The sequence below is a fragment of the Gordonia malaquae genome (assembly GCF_037148075.1).
Classification (GTDB): Bacteria; Actinomycetota; Actinomycetes; order Mycobacteriales; family Mycobacteriaceae; genus Gordonia; species Gordonia malaquae.
In genome coordinates this window covers 994,041-1,008,778 of record NZ_JBBCUB010000001.1, presented here as the reverse complement: position 1 = coordinate 1,008,778, position 14,738 = coordinate 994,041, and the positions used below count along the sequence as shown (strand labels likewise).

The following is a 14,738-nucleotide window of genomic DNA, read 5'->3' as shown; positions in this document are numbered from 1 at the left end:
CCCTAGTCGACCGCGGCGGCCCCCGATTCAGCGACTTCCTTGAGTCGGGCGAGTTCACGCGGGAAGTGCTCGACCATGGTCTGAGGATTGCGCACACTCAACTCGGAGGCGATGATTCCGACGTGCACCACGCCGTTGTTAGACAGAACGGTGATGTTGAGGCCCGCACCGTGGAAGACCGGTCCGAGCGGGTAGAGGCCGTCGATCCGCGCACCCATGAAGTAGAGCGGGATCGGCGGTCCGGGCACGTTCGAGATCACCAGATTGTGTACCACCGGGTGCTTCTCGGCGAGGCGCAGACCAGCGTAGGCCCGGACTGCGAGTCCGAAGGTCCGGGGCGCCGCGAACTCGGCCCAGTCCTGCAACGTGTCGGCGGGAATCGCTTTGTGGTGCTCTTTGGCGTTCTTGTTGGCCTCCGTCATCGACTGGAGGCGCTCCATCGGGTCGTCGATGTCGGTCCCGAGACGTGCGAACAGCGCCGAGACCTTGTTCGCGCCGCCCTCGCGCTCCGACTCGCCGCGAACGGACACGGGAACCGACGCGAGCAGGGGCGCTTCCGGAAGTTCACCACGTTCGTCGAGGTAGGCGCGCAGTGCACCGCCGGCAACGCTGAGGACGATGTCGTTGACGGTCGCGCCGGTGGCTCGACGGACAGTCTTGATGTCCTCGAGATCCATGTCGGCGACGGCGATCGTGCGATGACCGTTGATGGTCCCGTTGAACGAGGTGCGGGGCGCGGTGAACGGCGGCGCCATCGCCGTTCCTTCGCGTGCGCGGCCGATCGTCGCGGTGATCAGCCCGACCGACGGCATCACCATCTTCGGGATCGACAGCGGACGAGCGAGCGTGTCCAGAAGTCCTCGACCGAACAGTTCCAGGCCGCCGGGGCCGCTCTCGTTGCGGGCGTCCGCGTCGGGAGCGAGCGGGGGCGCGTCCGGCTCGAGGCTGCACAGGTACGAGATGAGGTTCGAGCCCGAGGCGCCGTCGACCGTCGCGTGGTGCATCTTCGAGAAGATCACCACCTTCTCGACCCCGTTCGAATCGATGTACCCCTCGATCAGCCACATCTCCCATAGCGGGCGGTTCCGGTCCATCGGCAGTCCGGCGAGATGGCCGCACACCTCGACGAGCTCGGCGTAGGTCGCCGGCTTAGGCAGCGCCATGCGATGGAAGTGGTGATTGATGTCGAAATGGTCGTCGTTCACCCAGATCGGGTGCCCGAGATCGAGGGGAACACGCCTGATCTTGCGAGTGAACTGCGGGACCTTCCGCACTCGCGATTCCAGGGTGTCGCGCATGGCGGCGTACGAGTAGCCGCCGGGCATTGTCGTCGTGTCGAGGACGAGAAGCCCACAGACATGCATCAATTGCTCGGGGGTCTCAAGGTAGAGAAAGCTTGCGTCAAGGCCACTCAGTCGGTCCATGTCGGCGACACTACATCAGCGAACTAGAACACGTTCTACTCTGTTTGGAAAATGTGCTCACCAGCACAATCAGCACGCCAAGGCGTCCTTCGAACGAAGGATCGGTGTTCACTGAAGGTCATGGGAAATCGCTACCAGCGCATCGTGTTCGGCGACGCCGCCCGAGCGCGCCAACGGTCGGCCGGCAGCGTCGGAGCCTACGGCGGAGACATGTCAGGCGACAAGGCTCCGGTCGATGAAGGCCGTCAGGAACTCGGGTCACGCGAGCTGTCAATGCTGACGTCCGCCTTTCAATTCCATCTCGCAACTGTCACCGAATCAGGGTGGCCGTACGTCCAATACCGAAGCGGTCCAGCGGGATTCGTCCATCACCTAGGAGACAACCGGATCGCGTTCGCGGACTTCCGCGGCAACCGTCAATTCGTGTCCACCGGCAACATCGACGCGGACGGCCGCGTCGCGATCTTCGTCGCCGACTATCCACTGCGCAGTCGTCTCAAAGTATTCGGCCGGGCACACGTGTCCGACGACCCCGAACTCCTTCGCCGACTTCGCCGGGTGGACGACGGCGAGATCTCCGCGACATGCGAGCGCAGCATCGTCGTCGACGTGGAGGCGTTCGACTGGAACTGCTCCCGCAGCCTCGTCCCTCAATACACAGCAGACCAAGTTCGTGAGCGGGTCCAGCCGTACATCGACCGGATAACCGAACTGCAGAGTGAGGTCGCCGCACTCCGGGCCGCTGCCGAGGAGAAGCCCTAGCGAGTCCGCTGCCGGTACACCCAGAAGCCGAGGATCGCCAGCCAGACCGGCACGGCGATCGCGAGCATCATCCACTGCTGTTGACCGACCATCATGGCGCAGGCGACGAACATCAGCACGCAGGCGAAGAAGATGAGAAATCTCGGGTTCACACGTGAACAGTACCGACTACGCTCTGCAGAGATGGCAGTCCTGCACCAGGCGACGATCACGCCCACCAAACTCGAACTCGTCATCGCGCATCTCGATGCGGTCCCGTGGGGTGGTTCAGGCGAGGTCACGATGATCGGCGGATATCGTTTCGACGACCCAGCGGGCAGAGTCGGCGTCGAAGCACTGCTCGTCACGCGTGGCGACCGCGTGCTGCACGTTCCGCTCACCTACCGCGACGCTCCCCTGCCCGGCGCCGACGCACATCTCATCACAACGATGAGCCACTCCGTGCTCGGCGACAGGTGGATCTACGACGCCGCCGCCGACCCCGTTGGCGTCGACTGCTTCACACGTGCGCTGCACGGAGATCTGGAGCAAGCCGCACTCGAGGTCCACAAAGCCGACGGGAGCGTCGTTCCGATGGACCCGCCCGTCCGGATCCGCCTCGAGGGCGCCTCGACGGGCGACACCATCCTCTTCACCCACGACCTCGCCGAACCAGCCATCGGCGACGCACGACTCGTCGCAGGCTGGGACGACGGCTTCGGCGTCGTCGCCGCGCTCGCCTGATCGCAGCGCGTACAACGAAGCCCGCCGCCGGAAGTACGGCGGCGGGCTCGGTGTCGCACGAGGTCAGGAACCGATGAGCTTGCCGGCGAGGTACTCGACGACCTTGTCCAGCGAGACACGCTCCTGGCTCATGGTGTCGCGCTCACGGATAGTGACGGCCTGGTCGTCGAGGGTGTCGAAATCGACCGTCACGCAGAACGGCGTGCCGATCTCGTCCTGACGGCGGTAACGCTTGCCGATGCCCTGAGCATCGTCGAACTCGACGTTCCAGTGCTTGCGCAGCTCCGCGGCGAGGTCGCGCGCCTTCGGCGACAGCTTCTCGTTCCGCGACAGCGGGAGCACCGCGGCCTTGACCGGCGCGAGACGACGGTCGAGCTTGAGCACCGTGCGGGTGTCGGTGCCGCCCTTGGCGTTCGGGACCTCTTCGTCTGTGTACGCATCGCACAGGAACGCCATCATCGACCGGCCGAGGCCTGCGGCGGGCTCGATCACGAACGGCGTGTACTTCTCACCGGTCGCCTGGTCGAAGTAGACCAGGTCGTCGCCGGACGCTTCGCTGTGCGTACGGAGGTCGTAGTCGGTGCGGTTCGCGACGCCTTCGAGCTCACCCCACGGGTTGCCGCCGAAGCCGAACTTGTACTCGACGTCGACGGTGCGCTTCGAGTAGTGCGACAACTTCTCCTTCGGGTGGTCGTAGAGACGCAGGTTCTCCGGGTCGATGCCGAGATCGACGTACCAGTTGAAGCGAGCGTCGATCCAGTGCTGGTGCCATTCCTCGTCGTCACCGGGCTTGACGAAGAACTCCATCTCCATCTGCTCGAACTCGCGGGTGCGGAAGATGAAGTTTCCGGGCGTGATCTCGTTGCGGAAACTCTTGCCGACCTGTGCGATGCCGAACGGCGGCTTGCGGCGCGACGTCGTCATCACGTTCTTGAAGTTGATGAAGATACCCTGGGCCGTCTCCGGTCGGAGGTAGTGCAGACCCTCGGAGTCGTCGACGGGGCCGAGGAAGGTCTTGAGCAGACCCGAGAAGGCCTTCGGCTCGGTCCACTGGCCCTTGGTCCCGCAGTCCGGGCAGGCGACCTCCGACATCGGAACGGTGTCGGGGTCGTCGATGCCCTTCTTGAGCGCGTACGCCTCCTGGAGATGATCCTGGCGCTGACGCTTGTGACAGTTGGTGCACTCGATGAGTGGATCGGTGAACACGTCCACGTGACCCGACGCCTCCCACACGCGACGCGGGAGGATGACCGATGAGTCGAGGCCGACCACATCGTCGCGCGAGGTGACCATGGTCCGCCACCACTGACGCTTGATGTTCTCCTTCAGTTCCACACCCAAGGGGCCGTAGTCCCAGGCCGAGCGCGTACCACCGTAGATCTCACCGCACGGGTACACCAGACCGCGCCGCTTGGCGAGGTTGACGACAGCATCGACTTTGGACTGCACAGCCACGGTTTCTGATCTCCACGACGTTGGGGTTGGGAACAGTCACCAGGGTAGTCGTTGCGTGCAACACCGCATCACCTCCCTCCACACTGGAACGGCAAATGACAATCAATTCCTTTAAGATGATGGGATGGTTCACCCGAGTCCCTCCGTGACGCCGACGACCGACCATGCGGGAAACGCAGCAGCCGCCGACCTCCTGCGCTCGCTCGCGTCGCCTGCCAGAGTCGCCATCGTCCTGAGCCTGCGCGAGCGGTCCATGTGCGTCCACGAACTCGTCGACGCGTTGCACCTGAACCAACCGCAGGTGAGCCAGCACTTGAGCGTTCTCAAGAAGTCCGGAGTCGTCGTCGGAACCCGTCGTGGCAGGGAGATCGACTACGCACTCGCCGATGACCACGTCGCCCACATCGTGGTGGACGCGCTGATCCACGCGTCAGAACTGCGCGAGGCGAAACAGTGACCGAGAAGCCCACGAAGCCGGTGACCGGCCAGCGGTCCACCAAGCAGCGAGCCGCGATCGCAGACGTGCTCGCCTCGACCGACGACTTCCTGTCGGCACAGCAGTTGCACGACAAACTGCGTGACCGAGGCGAGTCGATCGGCCTCACGACGGTCTATCGAAATCTCACCGCGCTCACCGAAGCCGCCCAGATCGACGCCATCTGGGACGGCTCCGGAGAGACGCGCTACCGCCACTGCTCGTCCGGCCACCACCATCACCTGGTGTGCAGGGAGTGCGGGACCACCGTCGAGGTCCAGGCCGACCCGGTCGAGCGCTGGGCGGCCCGCATCGCAGCCGACAACGGCTTCACCGACATCAGCCACACAGTGGAGATCTTCGGAACCTGCGCCGCCTGCTCCTGAGATCCGTCGTTATCTCCAGATCCGACGGCATAGTGCCGCCGAACCTCGGAATAGCGACCGATCTTCGGAGTATCCCCAACCATGTCGGAACCGATCCCCCGTTCTGCGCGTCCAACCTTGTATGGACGACTCCGGTGTGTACACACGCGCACAACTCCTGGCGATGGGCTACGACGACGAACTGATCCGCCGAGCAGTGCAGTCCGGCGTCCTCGTCCGACTCCGCGTCGGCTGGTACGCACCCCGCCGTCGCCCTTCAGTTCCACGGCCTCTGGATTCCTCCAGGCCATCCTGGACTCCATCTGCGCCGGACGCCTCATCTGACCGGAAAGCTCCCCGAATGCCGTCCACTCGTCGGCCGCCTAAGAACGGCGAACGAGGCCGTCGACCCGATTCCAGTCGCCCTCAATCATGCGACTCGATGTCTCGACTCCGATGAGTGGATCGCAGTATGCGACTTGCATCGGAACCGAACGGGAGTCGGTCGCGGCGACCTCGCTGCCGACATGGGCGTCACGGGCGCGAAGGTGATCGGGATGCTCGAGAAGACCGACCGGCGATCACAGTCGGGCACGGAGAGCATCGCGAGGGTGCGGCTCCGTGCCGTCGGCTACGACGTGGTCGTCCAGCCAGCGGTCGAGGGTGTCGGCCACACCGACCTGCGGATCGGCAAACTCCTGCTGGAATGCGACAGCGTTCGTCACCACACCTCGAAGGAGGACTACGAGCGAGACCACCACCGCGATCGCCGTGCCCTTGTCGACGGATGGATCGTGATGCGCCTGACGTATGACGACATCCTGTACGACTGGGACGGCGTACTCGCCGACATTCGCGCGATCACCAGGGCGGGCAGGCATCACGCTCGCGGCGTCGAGGACCGGGCGATGGTTCAAAGATCGGTCGATCTGTCACTGCTCGGCGGCACTGTGCCGTCGGACTTCGATACCTAGACCGATCTTGGGAACACCCAGTCCGCCAACCGTTGTCAACCAAAGGTTGACGGTCACAATTCGTCAACCTAAAGTTGACGCATGACCGAACCGACACGCCTCGACTCCATCAACCTCGACGATTTGATCCGCGGTATCACCGAGAACTCCGACGACCCGCTGGACCGTCTCACCTCGGCGGTCCTGACCGGCGAACACCTCGACCAGATGTCCGACCACCTCGTCGGCCACTTCGTGGACGCTGCACGAGCAGCGGGCGCCTCGTGGAACGACATCGGGCAGTGCCTCGGAGTCACGAAGCAGGCCGCCCAGAAGCGGTTCACGCCCGGCGCCGCGAAACTCGATCCGAGCAAGGGCTTCGCCGCCTTCACCGAACGAGCTCGAAACGTGCTGGCCGCTGCGCACAACGACGCCAAGTCCGCCGGGAATCCGGAGGTCACCGCCGCTCACCTGGCGGCGGCACTGCTCGACGACGAGACGTCACTCGCCACGTTGCTCCTGACACGCCAAGGGGTGGATCCGATCGAGATCCGGAAGGCGGTTGCGGCGGCCTCGCCGGTCGTCGACGGCGAGGTCCCTGACCTGGTCCCCTACGACGCCTCGGCGCGCAAAGCACTGGAGCTCACCTTCCGCCACGGTCTCCGGCTCGGCCACGCCTACATCGGCACCGAACACATCCTGCTGGCGCTTCTCGAAGTGGAGAACGGCGAAGGACCGCTCGCCGATGCAGGCGTCGACCGTGCCGCCATGGAGTCGGATCTCACCGCGATGCTCGACGCGATGGCCCCCTGATCAGATCAGGCGCTGCCGAAGCGGCGGTCGCGTTTGGCGTACTCGAGGCATGCGGCCCAGAGGTCGCGACGGTCGAAGTCCGGGAACAGCTTCTCCTGGTACACCATCTCGGCGTACGCCGACTGCCAGAGCAGGAAGTTCGACAGGCGCTGTTCACCGGACGGCCGCAGAAAGAGGTCGACGTCGGGCATGTCCGGCTCGTCGAGGTACCTGGCGAACGACGCCTCGGTGATCCGCTCGGGGTCGATCTCCCCGCGGGCGGCGCGGCGGGCGATCTCGCGTGCCGCGTCGGCGATCTCGGCGCGTCCGCCGTAGTTGACGCACATGGTGAGCGTCATGACGGTGTTGTTCTTCGTCAGTTCTTCGGCGACTTCGAGTTCTTTGATGACACTGCGCCACAGACGGGGGCGTCGACCGGCCCACCTCACGCGGACGCCCATCTCGTTCATCTCGTCGCGACGACGACGGATCACGTCGCGGTTGAACCCCATCAGGAACTTGACCTCGTCGGGGCTGCGCGACCAGTTCTCGGTGGAGAACGCGTACGCCGACAGCCACTTGACGCCGATCTCGATGGACCCGCACACCGAGTCCATCAGCACAGCCTCGCCGCGCTTGTGCCCTTCGGTGCGGGGCAGTCCCCGATCCTGCGCCCATCGACCGTTGCCGTCCATCACCAAGGCGACGTGGTTCGGGACGAACTCGGCGGGAATCGCGGGCGGCACCGCGCCAGACGGGTGGGGGTCCGGCGGTCGGACCACAACGGGCTCCGCCGTCGTGGGACGTCGACGCAAGCTTGCCATCAGCTGACCTGACCTTCCAGGGGATGTTCATCGGTGATGATCGCGTGCGGCGCGTGCCGTTCGATCAGCGGAAGTGTTCGCAATTGCCGTTCCAGGTGCCATTGCAGATGAGCAGCCGTGAGGCCTGTCGCCTGCCGGCGTTGGGAGTCGGTGGCGGCGCTGACGTGATCCCATTCGCCACGAGCGAGCGCGTCCATCACGTCGAGCACTCCGACCGACGGGGTCGCCGCACCTGCCGGACGGCAGTGGATGCACACCGCTCCCCCGACTGCGACGTGGAAGGCGCGATGCGGTCCGGGTTGTGCGCACCGAGCGCACACGTCCAGAGCCGGCATCCAACCGGCCGTCGACATCGCGCGCAGCAGGAAGGCGTCGAGAATCCACTGACGATCACGACGGTCCTCGGCCAACGCCTGCAGTGCTCCGACCGTCAGCCGGTGCAGCTGTTTGGCAGGCGCCCGCTCCTCGCCGGCAAGACGCTCCGCGGTCTCGAGCACCGCACACGCCGTCGTGTATCGCCCGTAGTCTGCGGCGATGTCGTCGGAGAACGCGTGGAGGCTGTGCACCTGGGTCACGACGTCGAGGTTGCGGCCCGGGTAGAAGTGCACGTCGACGTGGGCGAACGGTTCGAGCCTCGCGCCGAACTTGGAGCGGGTACGACGAATCCCCTTGGCCACCGCGCGCACCAGCCCGTGCTCTGCGGTGAGGAAGGTGATGATGCGGTCGGCTTCGCCCAGCTTGTGCTGGCGCAGCACCACCGCTTCGTCGGAGTAGAACCTCACCGGGTCATTGTCCCACCCGCCACCGACATTCGGCGTATCCGACCCGCACCGGGACCTCAGTGAGCCGTGATGAACAAGTCGAGTTCAACCGCCACCCGTTCGGGTTGGTCCAGCGGAAGCAACGTCCACGCGTCGTCGACCTCGACGAGCTTCGCGTTGGAGAACTCGTGCGCCATGCGCCGCGCATGCTCGACGGGCATCATGCGGTCCTCGGTCGCCCACAACAGCAGCACCGGTCGGTCGAAGGTGACCACTTCACGGTGCCAGTCGTCGAGCACCTCGCGCGATGGAGTTCCGGTCGCGAACTTCTTGAGATCGCGCCTGATGTCGGCGTCGCGCAAGCCCGGCGCGAACCACTCGTCGAGCAGTGCGTCGTCGATCCCCCGCTTCGCGAGGCCGCCGTACGCCTGCTTTCTCCGACGGAACATCTGTGTGCGCGTGAGCTGCATGAAAAGGGCAGGCCCACCCGGCAGTCGGCACAGTGCGACGCCGGGTCGTGCGGGTTTGGGTGGGAAGTTGTCGTACGCCTCGCATGACGCGAGGACCAGTCTGCCGATCCGGTCGTGGCATCGCTCCGACACGATGAACTGACCGCCGCCCCAGTCGTTGAGGACGAGTGTCACCTCGGACAGATCGAGCGCGTGAAGGAAGTCGGCGATGATCCGAGAGACTCCCGCGTGGTCGAGTGCCGCGTCGGCGTTCATCGAACGTCGGTGCGCACCGAGAGGCCACGTCGGCGCGATGCACCGGTAGCCGTCCAGGAGCGGGATCACGTCACGCCAGAGATTCCCGTTCATGAGGAGTCCGTGACCGAACACGATCACCGGACCGGATCCGGTGTCGGTGTAGTCGATCGGACCCGCGGGCAGTTCGACGGTCGGCATGTCCCCAGCGTGCAACGGGAGGACGAGCGTTGTCCACCGTTCGGACTATCGGACTACTTCTTGGCCCGCCGGTCGAGGGCGTCCTCGATCGCCTGGTCCTTCGCCTTCGCGCTGCGGCGAGCCTCCCACCATTTGGTGATGACGAGGAAACCGATGCCCCAGGTGCCGAGGGCGGTGATCAGCCAGATCAGCACTGTCGACGAGATCCAGGCCGCGGCACCGGAGATGCTCAACGAACTCCCGACGACCGACGTGATGATCAACGACAGCAGCGTCGAGACGAGGCCGATGCCTCCCAGTACCGCCGACGCGTACTTGCGCGCCATGTTGAACACGAACGGGCCCATCACCGCCTGCATGGCGGTGAAGATCGCGACGGCGATGAAGAAGCCTTGGGCCCTGAGGTCGAATCCGTCGATCAGCCAAGCACAGACGAGCAATCCGACAGCTGACGAGACGAGACTGACGCCGACGTTCAGGAGGAAGCGAATCATGGCAGGGAGGAACCTTTCGCAGGGTCCGACGATTGTCGGAACCCTCCTATTCTAGAACCCGAGGCGACCGAGTTGCTTGGGATCCCGCTGCCAGTCCTTGGCGACCTTGACGTGCAGGTCGAGGTACACCTTGGTGCCGAGCAGACGCTCGATCTGACCGCGGGCGGCGGTCCCGACTTCCTTGAGGCGGGCGCCCTTGCGGCCGATGATGATGCCCTTCTGACTGTCACGTTCGACGAACAGATGGGCGTAGACGTCGACGATCTCGGAACCGTCACGCGGGACGACCTCTTCGATGACAACGGCGAGGGAGTGCGGGAGCTCGTCGCGAACGCCTTCAAGTGCGGCCTCGCGGATGAACTCCGCCATCAGTACCTGCTCGGGCTCGTCGGTGAGCTCACCGTCGGGGTAGAAGGCCGGCCCTTCGTCACACAGGGAGACGAGAACGTCCGACAAAGTGTCGAGCTGTCGTCCGGATTTCGCCGAGCACGGCACCACCTCGGCGTCCGGACCCATGAGCCGCGAGAGCGCCATGAGCTGTTCGGCGACCTTGTCCGGGCTCACCCTGTCGATCTTGGTGACGACGCCGACCTTCTTGGTCTTCGGCGCGATCGTCTGCACCTGCTCGACGATCCGGCGATCCCCGGGGCCGATCGCCTCATCGGCGGGTATGCAGACGCAGATCACGTCGACCTCGGAGTACGTGTCTCGGACGACGTCGTTCAACCGCTGGCCGAGCAGGGTGCGCGGACGGTGCAGACCCGGCGTGTCGATCAAGATGAGCTGCGCGTCGGGTCGGTTCACGATGCCCCGGATCGCGTGACGCGTGGTCTGCGGCCGGTTCGACGTGATGGCGATCTTGTCGCCGACGAGCGCATTCGTCAGCGTCGACTTGCCGGTGTTGGGACGGCCGACGAAGCAGACGAAACCGGACCGGAACTGCGGGCCGGTGGACGACGGTGTGCTCAAGCGGATTCTCCGATCGGATCAGTGTGTGTCTCAGGCAGCGTATCCCCTTGCTGCGTCTCGGCCGGTTCGTCGTCCGACCAGTCGTCCCGCCCGGCGCCGTCTGCCTGCTTCTTGGCGCGACGCACCACGACCGTGGTGATCCGCTGTCTGCCGAGCCGATTGGGGCCGCCCTCTGCGGTCATCTTCAGTCCGTGCGACTTCACTTTGGCGCCCGGCAGCGGGACACGACCGAGCCGAAGTGCGAGGAGACCGCCGACGGTCTCGACCTCGTCGTCGTCGATCTCGATGCCGAACAGTTCGCCGAGGTCTTCGACGGGCAGCCGTGCCGACACCCGGTAGCGGTCGTCACCGAGCTTCTGGATCGGGGCCACCTCGTCGACGTCGTACTCGTCGGAGATCTCGCCGACGATCTCCTCGAGCACGTCCTCGATGGTGACGAGCCCGGCGATGCCGCCGTATTCGTCGACCAGCAGAGCCATGTGGTTGCGCTTGGTCTGCATGTCGGCCAGGACGTCGTCGAGCGGGGCGGAGTCCGGTACGAACTCGGCATCGCGCATCACGTCGGACACTGTGAATCCGGCGAGCGGGATCTTCGGAAGGATCCGTCCGACGAGATCCTTGAGGTAGACGACGCCGACGATGTCGTCGGGGTTCTCGCCGATCACCGGGATCCTCGAGTGCCCGGACCGGACTGCCAGACTCATCGCCTGCGTGGCCGACTTGTCGTTCTCGATCCAGATCATCTCGGTGCGCGGGACCATCACCTCGCGTGCGTTGGTGTCGCCGAACTCGAACACCGACTGGATCATGCGGCGCTCGTCGTCGTCGACCACGCCACGTTCCTGCGCGAGGTCGACCACTTCGCGGACCTCGACTTCGGTCGCGAACGGCCCGTTGCGGTAGCCCTTGCCGGGCGTCAGCCCGTTACCGATGAGGATCAACAGTCGAGTGACGGGTCGCAGCAGCACGCCGATCGCGGTCAGCACCGGCGCGGCGATCAGCGCAATCGAGTACGCATGCTGCCTGCCGAGCGTGCGCGGGCCGACGCCGACCGCGATGTACGACACGAGGGTCATCACCACGATCGTCACCGCCAGACCCCACCCGACACCGATGCCGTCGACGGCGATCACGGCCACCAGGCCGGTGGCCGCCGTCTCGCACACCACACGCATCAGGACTGCGAGACCGACGTACGTCCCGCGCTGATCGAGGACCGCCCGCAGCCGTTTGGCACCGGCGCGCTGGTCCTTGACCATGTCGTCGACGCGCGCCGTCGAGACTGTCTGGACCGCGGTGTCGACCGCGGCGAACAGGCCGGCGAGAACGGTCAGCGCGACGGCGGCACCGATGAAGACGATGTCGCGAGTCATATCAGTCAGCTCCCGGCCGTGTCGCCGGAGAAGCCGGTGTTCCGAAGCAGCCTGGTGTCGCGCTGTGCCTGCTCCTGAAGTCGCACACGGTCGTCACGCGCCGAGTACCAGTCGACGATGATCTGCCCCTGCAGGCCGAACATCTCCTTCTCATCGTCCGGCTCGGCGTGGTCGAAGCCCAGCAGGTGCAGCACACCGTGCACAGTCAACACAGCGATCTCGTGCTCGAAGCTGTGACGTTGACTCTTGGCCTGGTCGGCCGCGAATTCGGGGCACAGGACGATGTCGCCGAGCATCGCCGGACCGGGGTCGGCGGCATCGGGCCGACCGCCCGGGGTCAGCTCGTCCATCGGAAAGCTCATCACGTCGGTCGGCCCGGGCAGGTCCATCCACTGCACGTGCAGGTCGGTCATGGCCTGCAGGTCGACGAGTTGGATGGAGAGTTCGGCTGCGGGGTGCACGTCCATCCGCGCCATCGCAAAACGCGCGGCTTCGATGATCAGTTGCTCCGGGACGTCGACGCCCGATTCGTTGAACAGTTCGATGCTCATCGGCGCCGACCTCCCTGTCGCAGACCTTCGCGCCTCATCGCGCGGTTGCCCTCCGCTTCCTCATCGGCGCGGCCGTACGCGTCGACGATGTCGGCGACAAGCTTGTGCCGGACCACATCGGCACTGGTCAGCTCGGCGAAATGGATGTCGTCGATGCCGTCGAGAATCCGTGAGGCCACACGAAGTCCACTGGTGGCGCCGCCGGGCAGATCGACCTGAGTCACATCGCCGGTGACGACCATCTTCGCGCCGAATCCGAGGCGGGTGAGGAACATCTTCATCTGCTCGCCGGTCGTGTTCTGCGCCTCGTCGAGGATGATGAACGCGTCGTTGAGCGTCCGTCCCCGCATGTACGCGAGCGGAGCGACTTCGATGACACCGGACTCCATCAGCTTCGGAATCGCCTCCGGGTCGAGCATGTCGTGCAGGGCGTCGTACAGGGGACGCAGGTAGGGGTCGATCTTCTCGCTCAGCGTGCCGGGCAGGAACCCGAGCCGTTCACCGGCTTCGACAGCAGGCCTCGTGAGGATGATGCGATTGACCTCCTTGGCCCGCAGCGCCTGGACTGCCTTCGCCATCGCGAGGTAGGTCTTTCCGGTGCCTGCCGGTCCGAGTCCGAACACGATCGTGTTCTTGTCGATCGCGTCGACGTAGTGCTTCTGGTTGAGAGTCTTCGGCCTGATCACCTTGCCGCGATTCGACAGGATGTCGAGGCTGAGAACCTCGGCGGGCGACTCCTTCTGGCCGGTCGCGAGAATCGACGTACTCTGGCGGACCAGGTCGGGAGTCAGTTGGGTGCCGGTGCGGACCAGCTTGACCAGTTCGGAGATCACGCGCTCGGACCCGGCCACGTCTGCGGGGGTCCCGGTGAGGGTGATCCGGCTTCCGCGGACATGGATGTCGGCGGGAAGCTGCTGTTCCAGGGTCCGGAGATTCACATCCGTCGGCCCGAGAAGTCCGACCGCCAGATCCTGCGGCACATCGATCCGAGACGTCGCCACCGCGTCGGCCTTCACCGTTTCGCGGCTCAAGTCACTCACTAAATCCGTCACTCCTCGACGTTCAGTTGTTCCCCGCGCACGCGGGGGTGGTCGTTTCAGTCTATCGCCGACGCTGCAAACCGCATCTGAGATGTTTCCGCGGTCAGACGCCGAGCACCCGGAGAGTCTGGCGCATGGCCGCCGACGTCGGGTCCACGAAGGCGTCGTGCCCCTCCCCCGGCACTTCGTAGAGGACTGCGGATTGGCCACGGGCGGTGGCGTCGGCGACGTAGCGCCGACTCATCTCGATCGGGACCGACTCGTCGTCGACGGTGTGGATCACGACGACGGTCGAGTCGAACGGAGGCTGCTGCGACGGCGACGCTTCGCGATACCGGTCCGGGATCTTGTCGAACGGCGCGCCCATCAGGTCGACCACCGACGGCCGGTCGTGGGCGCCGGTTTCGGTGAAGTCGAGAACCGGCGACTGCGCGATCACCGTGCCGATGCGGAACCGGTCGGTGGCGCCGCGAAGGCGTGCGGTCGCCCACACCGCCAGGTGTCCACCTGCAGAGTGTCCGATGACGGTCGCATTCGACGCGTCGACCCGGATTCCGGCGGTGGCGAGTTGATCGGTGACGGGACCGTCCAAGGCGCGGATCGCGGCGATCACGTCGCGCCCGGTGCCGGGCCACCCGCCACCTGTCTCCTCGCGCCTTCGATACTCGACATTCCACACCACAACGCCCCGATCGGCGAGCGCCCGTGCGACTCCGGTGTAGACCACAAGCGAGTACTCGGTGGACCAGAATCCGCCGTGAACGAGCACGACGATCGGGGCGCGCCCCTCACCACGTTTGTCGGCGTCCGGCAGGTAGAGATGACCGAACATGCTCGGCGCGTCGCCGTACGCGATCTTGACGCGGCGCACG

19 protein-coding genes are annotated in these 14,738 nt (G+C 65.4%); 7 read left to right on the top strand and 12 right to left on the bottom strand.

Annotation, left to right across the window (positions count from 1 at the left end; all coding sequences use genetic code 11):
- Positions 1 to 2 precede the first annotated feature (2 nt).
- A complete protein-coding gene (locus tag WFK36_RS05010; protein ID WP_336790218.1) occupies positions 3 to 1,424 on the bottom strand; it encodes a WS/DGAT/MGAT family O-acyltransferase in 1,422 nt (473 codons plus the stop codon).
- Between the two features lie 120 nt (positions 1,425 to 1,544).
- Here WFK36_RS05010 and WFK36_RS05005 point away from each other — a divergent pair, with 120 nt between their 5' ends.
- Entirely contained in the window at positions 1,545 to 2,186 is a 642-nt protein-coding gene (locus WFK36_RS05005) for a pyridoxamine 5'-phosphate oxidase family protein (protein ID WP_336790216.1), read from the top strand.
- Here the strand turns inward: WFK36_RS05005 and WFK36_RS05000 are convergent.
- Positions 2,183 to 2,338 carry a hypothetical protein gene (locus WFK36_RS05000; RefSeq protein ID WP_169332789.1) on the bottom strand — a complete coding sequence of 52 codons (156 nt, stop codon included), beginning with the start codon at positions 2,336 to 2,338 and terminating at the stop codon, positions 2,183 to 2,185. The genes WFK36_RS05005 and WFK36_RS05000 overlap by 4 nt on opposite strands.
- A 31-nt stretch (positions 2,339 to 2,369) precedes the next feature.
- Between WFK36_RS05000 and WFK36_RS04995 the strand changes: the two genes are divergently transcribed.
- A complete protein-coding gene (locus WFK36_RS04995) occupies positions 2,370 to 2,909 on the top strand; it encodes a maltokinase N-terminal cap-like domain-containing protein (protein WP_336790211.1) in 540 nt (179 codons plus the stop codon).
- A 63-nt stretch (positions 2,910 to 2,972) separates the two neighbouring features.
- On the opposite strand, the gene WFK36_RS04990 is transcribed toward WFK36_RS04995, so the two are convergent.
- Positions 2,973 to 4,364 carry a glycine--tRNA ligase gene (locus tag WFK36_RS04990; protein WP_336790209.1) on the bottom strand — a complete coding sequence of 464 codons (1,392 nt, stop codon included), beginning with the start codon at positions 4,362 to 4,364 and terminating at the stop codon, positions 2,973 to 2,975.
- A 124-nt stretch (positions 4,365 to 4,488) separates the two neighbouring features.
- Between WFK36_RS04990 and WFK36_RS04985 the strand changes: the two genes are divergently transcribed.
- The 5 genes from WFK36_RS04985 to WFK36_RS04965 all read left to right on the top strand — a co-directional run bounded on the left by WFK36_RS04985 (position 4,489) and on the right by WFK36_RS04965 (position 6,970).
- Positions 4,489 to 4,821, top strand: a complete 333-nt coding sequence (locus tag WFK36_RS04985) for an ArsR/SmtB family transcription factor (protein ID WP_008380284.1) — start codon at positions 4,489 to 4,491, stop codon at positions 4,819 to 4,821.
- A complete protein-coding gene (locus WFK36_RS04980; RefSeq protein WP_336790206.1) occupies positions 4,818 to 5,225 on the top strand; it encodes a Fur family transcriptional regulator in 408 nt (135 codons plus the stop codon). The genes WFK36_RS04985 and WFK36_RS04980 overlap by 4 nt, the downstream gene beginning before the upstream one ends.
- A 121-nt stretch (positions 5,226 to 5,346) precedes the next feature.
- Complete coding sequence (locus tag WFK36_RS04975) at positions 5,347 to 5,664, top strand: type IV toxin-antitoxin system AbiEi family antitoxin domain-containing protein (RefSeq protein WP_336790204.1); 318 nt, start codon at positions 5,347 to 5,349, stop codon at positions 5,662 to 5,664.
- A gap of 19 nt (positions 5,665 to 5,683) precedes the next feature.
- On the top strand, positions 5,684 to 6,178 hold the full coding sequence (locus tag WFK36_RS04970) for an endonuclease domain-containing protein (RefSeq protein ID WP_336790202.1): 495 nt from the start codon (positions 5,684 to 5,686) through the stop codon (positions 6,176 to 6,178).
- An 81-nt stretch (positions 6,179 to 6,259) separates the two neighbouring features.
- Positions 6,260 to 6,970, top strand: a complete 711-nt coding sequence (locus WFK36_RS04965) for a Clp protease N-terminal domain-containing protein (RefSeq protein WP_336790200.1) — start codon at positions 6,260 to 6,262, stop codon at positions 6,968 to 6,970.
- A 5-nt stretch (positions 6,971 to 6,975) separates the two neighbouring features.
- Here WFK36_RS04965 and WFK36_RS04960 read toward each other — a convergent pair whose 3' ends face one another.
- The 9 genes from WFK36_RS04960 to WFK36_RS04920 form a co-directional block, all read right to left on the bottom strand.
- Positions 6,976 to 7,773: an isoprenyl transferase gene (locus WFK36_RS04960; RefSeq protein ID WP_336790198.1), complete on the bottom strand. Its 798-nt coding sequence runs from the start codon at positions 7,771 to 7,773 to the stop codon at positions 6,976 to 6,978.
- Positions 7,773 to 8,555 (bottom strand): DNA repair protein RecO, encoded by a 783-nt coding sequence (gene recO / locus WFK36_RS04955; protein ID WP_008380295.1) that lies wholly within the window; start codon positions 8,553 to 8,555, stop codon positions 7,773 to 7,775. The genes WFK36_RS04960 and recO overlap by 1 nt, the downstream gene beginning before the upstream one ends.
- A 56-nt stretch (positions 8,556 to 8,611) precedes the next feature.
- Positions 8,612 to 9,439 carry an alpha/beta fold hydrolase gene (locus tag WFK36_RS04950; protein ID WP_336790195.1) on the bottom strand — a complete coding sequence of 276 codons (828 nt, stop codon included), beginning with the start codon at positions 9,437 to 9,439 and terminating at the stop codon, positions 8,612 to 8,614.
- A 53-nt stretch (positions 9,440 to 9,492) separates the two neighbouring features.
- On the bottom strand, positions 9,493 to 9,933 hold the full coding sequence (locus WFK36_RS04945; RefSeq protein WP_008380298.1) for a phage holin family protein: 441 nt from the start codon (positions 9,931 to 9,933) through the stop codon (positions 9,493 to 9,495).
- Positions 9,934 to 9,984: 51 nt separating this feature from the next.
- Positions 9,985 to 10,902, bottom strand: a complete 918-nt coding sequence (gene era / locus WFK36_RS04940) for a GTPase Era (RefSeq protein ID WP_008380299.1) — start codon at positions 10,900 to 10,902, stop codon at positions 9,985 to 9,987.
- Positions 10,899 to 12,275: a hemolysin family protein gene (locus tag WFK36_RS04935; RefSeq protein ID WP_008380300.1), complete on the bottom strand. Its 1,377-nt coding sequence runs from the start codon at positions 12,273 to 12,275 to the stop codon at positions 10,899 to 10,901. The genes era and WFK36_RS04935 overlap by 4 nt, the downstream gene beginning before the upstream one ends.
- 5 nt (positions 12,276 to 12,280) lie before the next feature.
- The gene (gene ybeY / locus WFK36_RS04930; protein WP_008380302.1) at positions 12,281 to 12,826 is read right to left on the bottom strand and encodes an rRNA maturation RNase YbeY; all 546 of its coding nucleotides are present in this window, start codon (positions 12,824 to 12,826) and stop codon (positions 12,281 to 12,283) included.
- Positions 12,823 to 13,866 (bottom strand): PhoH family protein, encoded by a 1,044-nt coding sequence (locus WFK36_RS04925; protein ID WP_008380303.1) that lies wholly within the window; start codon positions 13,864 to 13,866, stop codon positions 12,823 to 12,825. The genes ybeY and WFK36_RS04925 overlap by 4 nt, the downstream gene beginning before the upstream one ends.
- Before the next feature lie 103 nt (positions 13,867 to 13,969).
- Positions 13,970 to 14,737, bottom strand: a complete 768-nt coding sequence (locus WFK36_RS04920) for an alpha/beta hydrolase family protein (RefSeq protein WP_336790188.1) — start codon at positions 14,735 to 14,737, stop codon at positions 13,970 to 13,972.
- Between the last annotated feature and the right edge of the window lies 1 nt (position 14,738).

Coding starts and splice junctions, on each gene's coding strand:
- WFK36_RS05010 (WP_336790218.1), bottom strand. CDS start 1,424: ATGGACCGACTGAGTGGCCTTGACGCAAGCTTTCTCTACCTTGAGACC.
- WFK36_RS05005 (WP_336790216.1), top strand. CDS start 1,545: ATGGGAAATCGCTACCAGCGCATCGTGTTCGGCGACGCCGCCCGAGCG.
- WFK36_RS04995 (WP_336790211.1), top strand. CDS start 2,370: ATGGCAGTCCTGCACCAGGCGACGATCACGCCCACCAAACTCGAACTC.
- WFK36_RS04985 (WP_008380284.1), top strand. CDS start 4,489: ATGGTTCACCCGAGTCCCTCCGTGACGCCGACGACCGACCATGCGGGA.
- WFK36_RS04975 (WP_336790204.1), top strand. CDS start 5,347: ATGGACGACTCCGGTGTGTACACACGCGCACAACTCCTGGCGATGGGC.
- WFK36_RS04965 (WP_336790200.1), top strand. CDS start 6,260: ATGACCGAACCGACACGCCTCGACTCCATCAACCTCGACGATTTGATC.
- WFK36_RS04960 (WP_336790198.1), bottom strand. CDS start 7,773: ATGGCAAGCTTGCGTCGACGTCCCACGACGGCGGAGCCCGTTGTGGTC.
- WFK36_RS04950 (WP_336790195.1), bottom strand. CDS start 9,439: ATGCCGACCGTCGAACTGCCCGCGGGTCCGATCGACTACACCGACACC.
- WFK36_RS04945 (WP_008380298.1), bottom strand. CDS start 9,933: ATGATTCGCTTCCTCCTGAACGTCGGCGTCAGTCTCGTCTCGTCAGCT.
- WFK36_RS04935 (WP_008380300.1), bottom strand. CDS start 12,275: ATGACTCGCGACATCGTCTTCATCGGTGCCGCCGTCGCGCTGACCGTT.
- ybeY (WP_008380302.1), bottom strand. CDS start 12,826: ATGAGCATCGAACTGTTCAACGAATCGGGCGTCGACGTCCCGGAGCAA.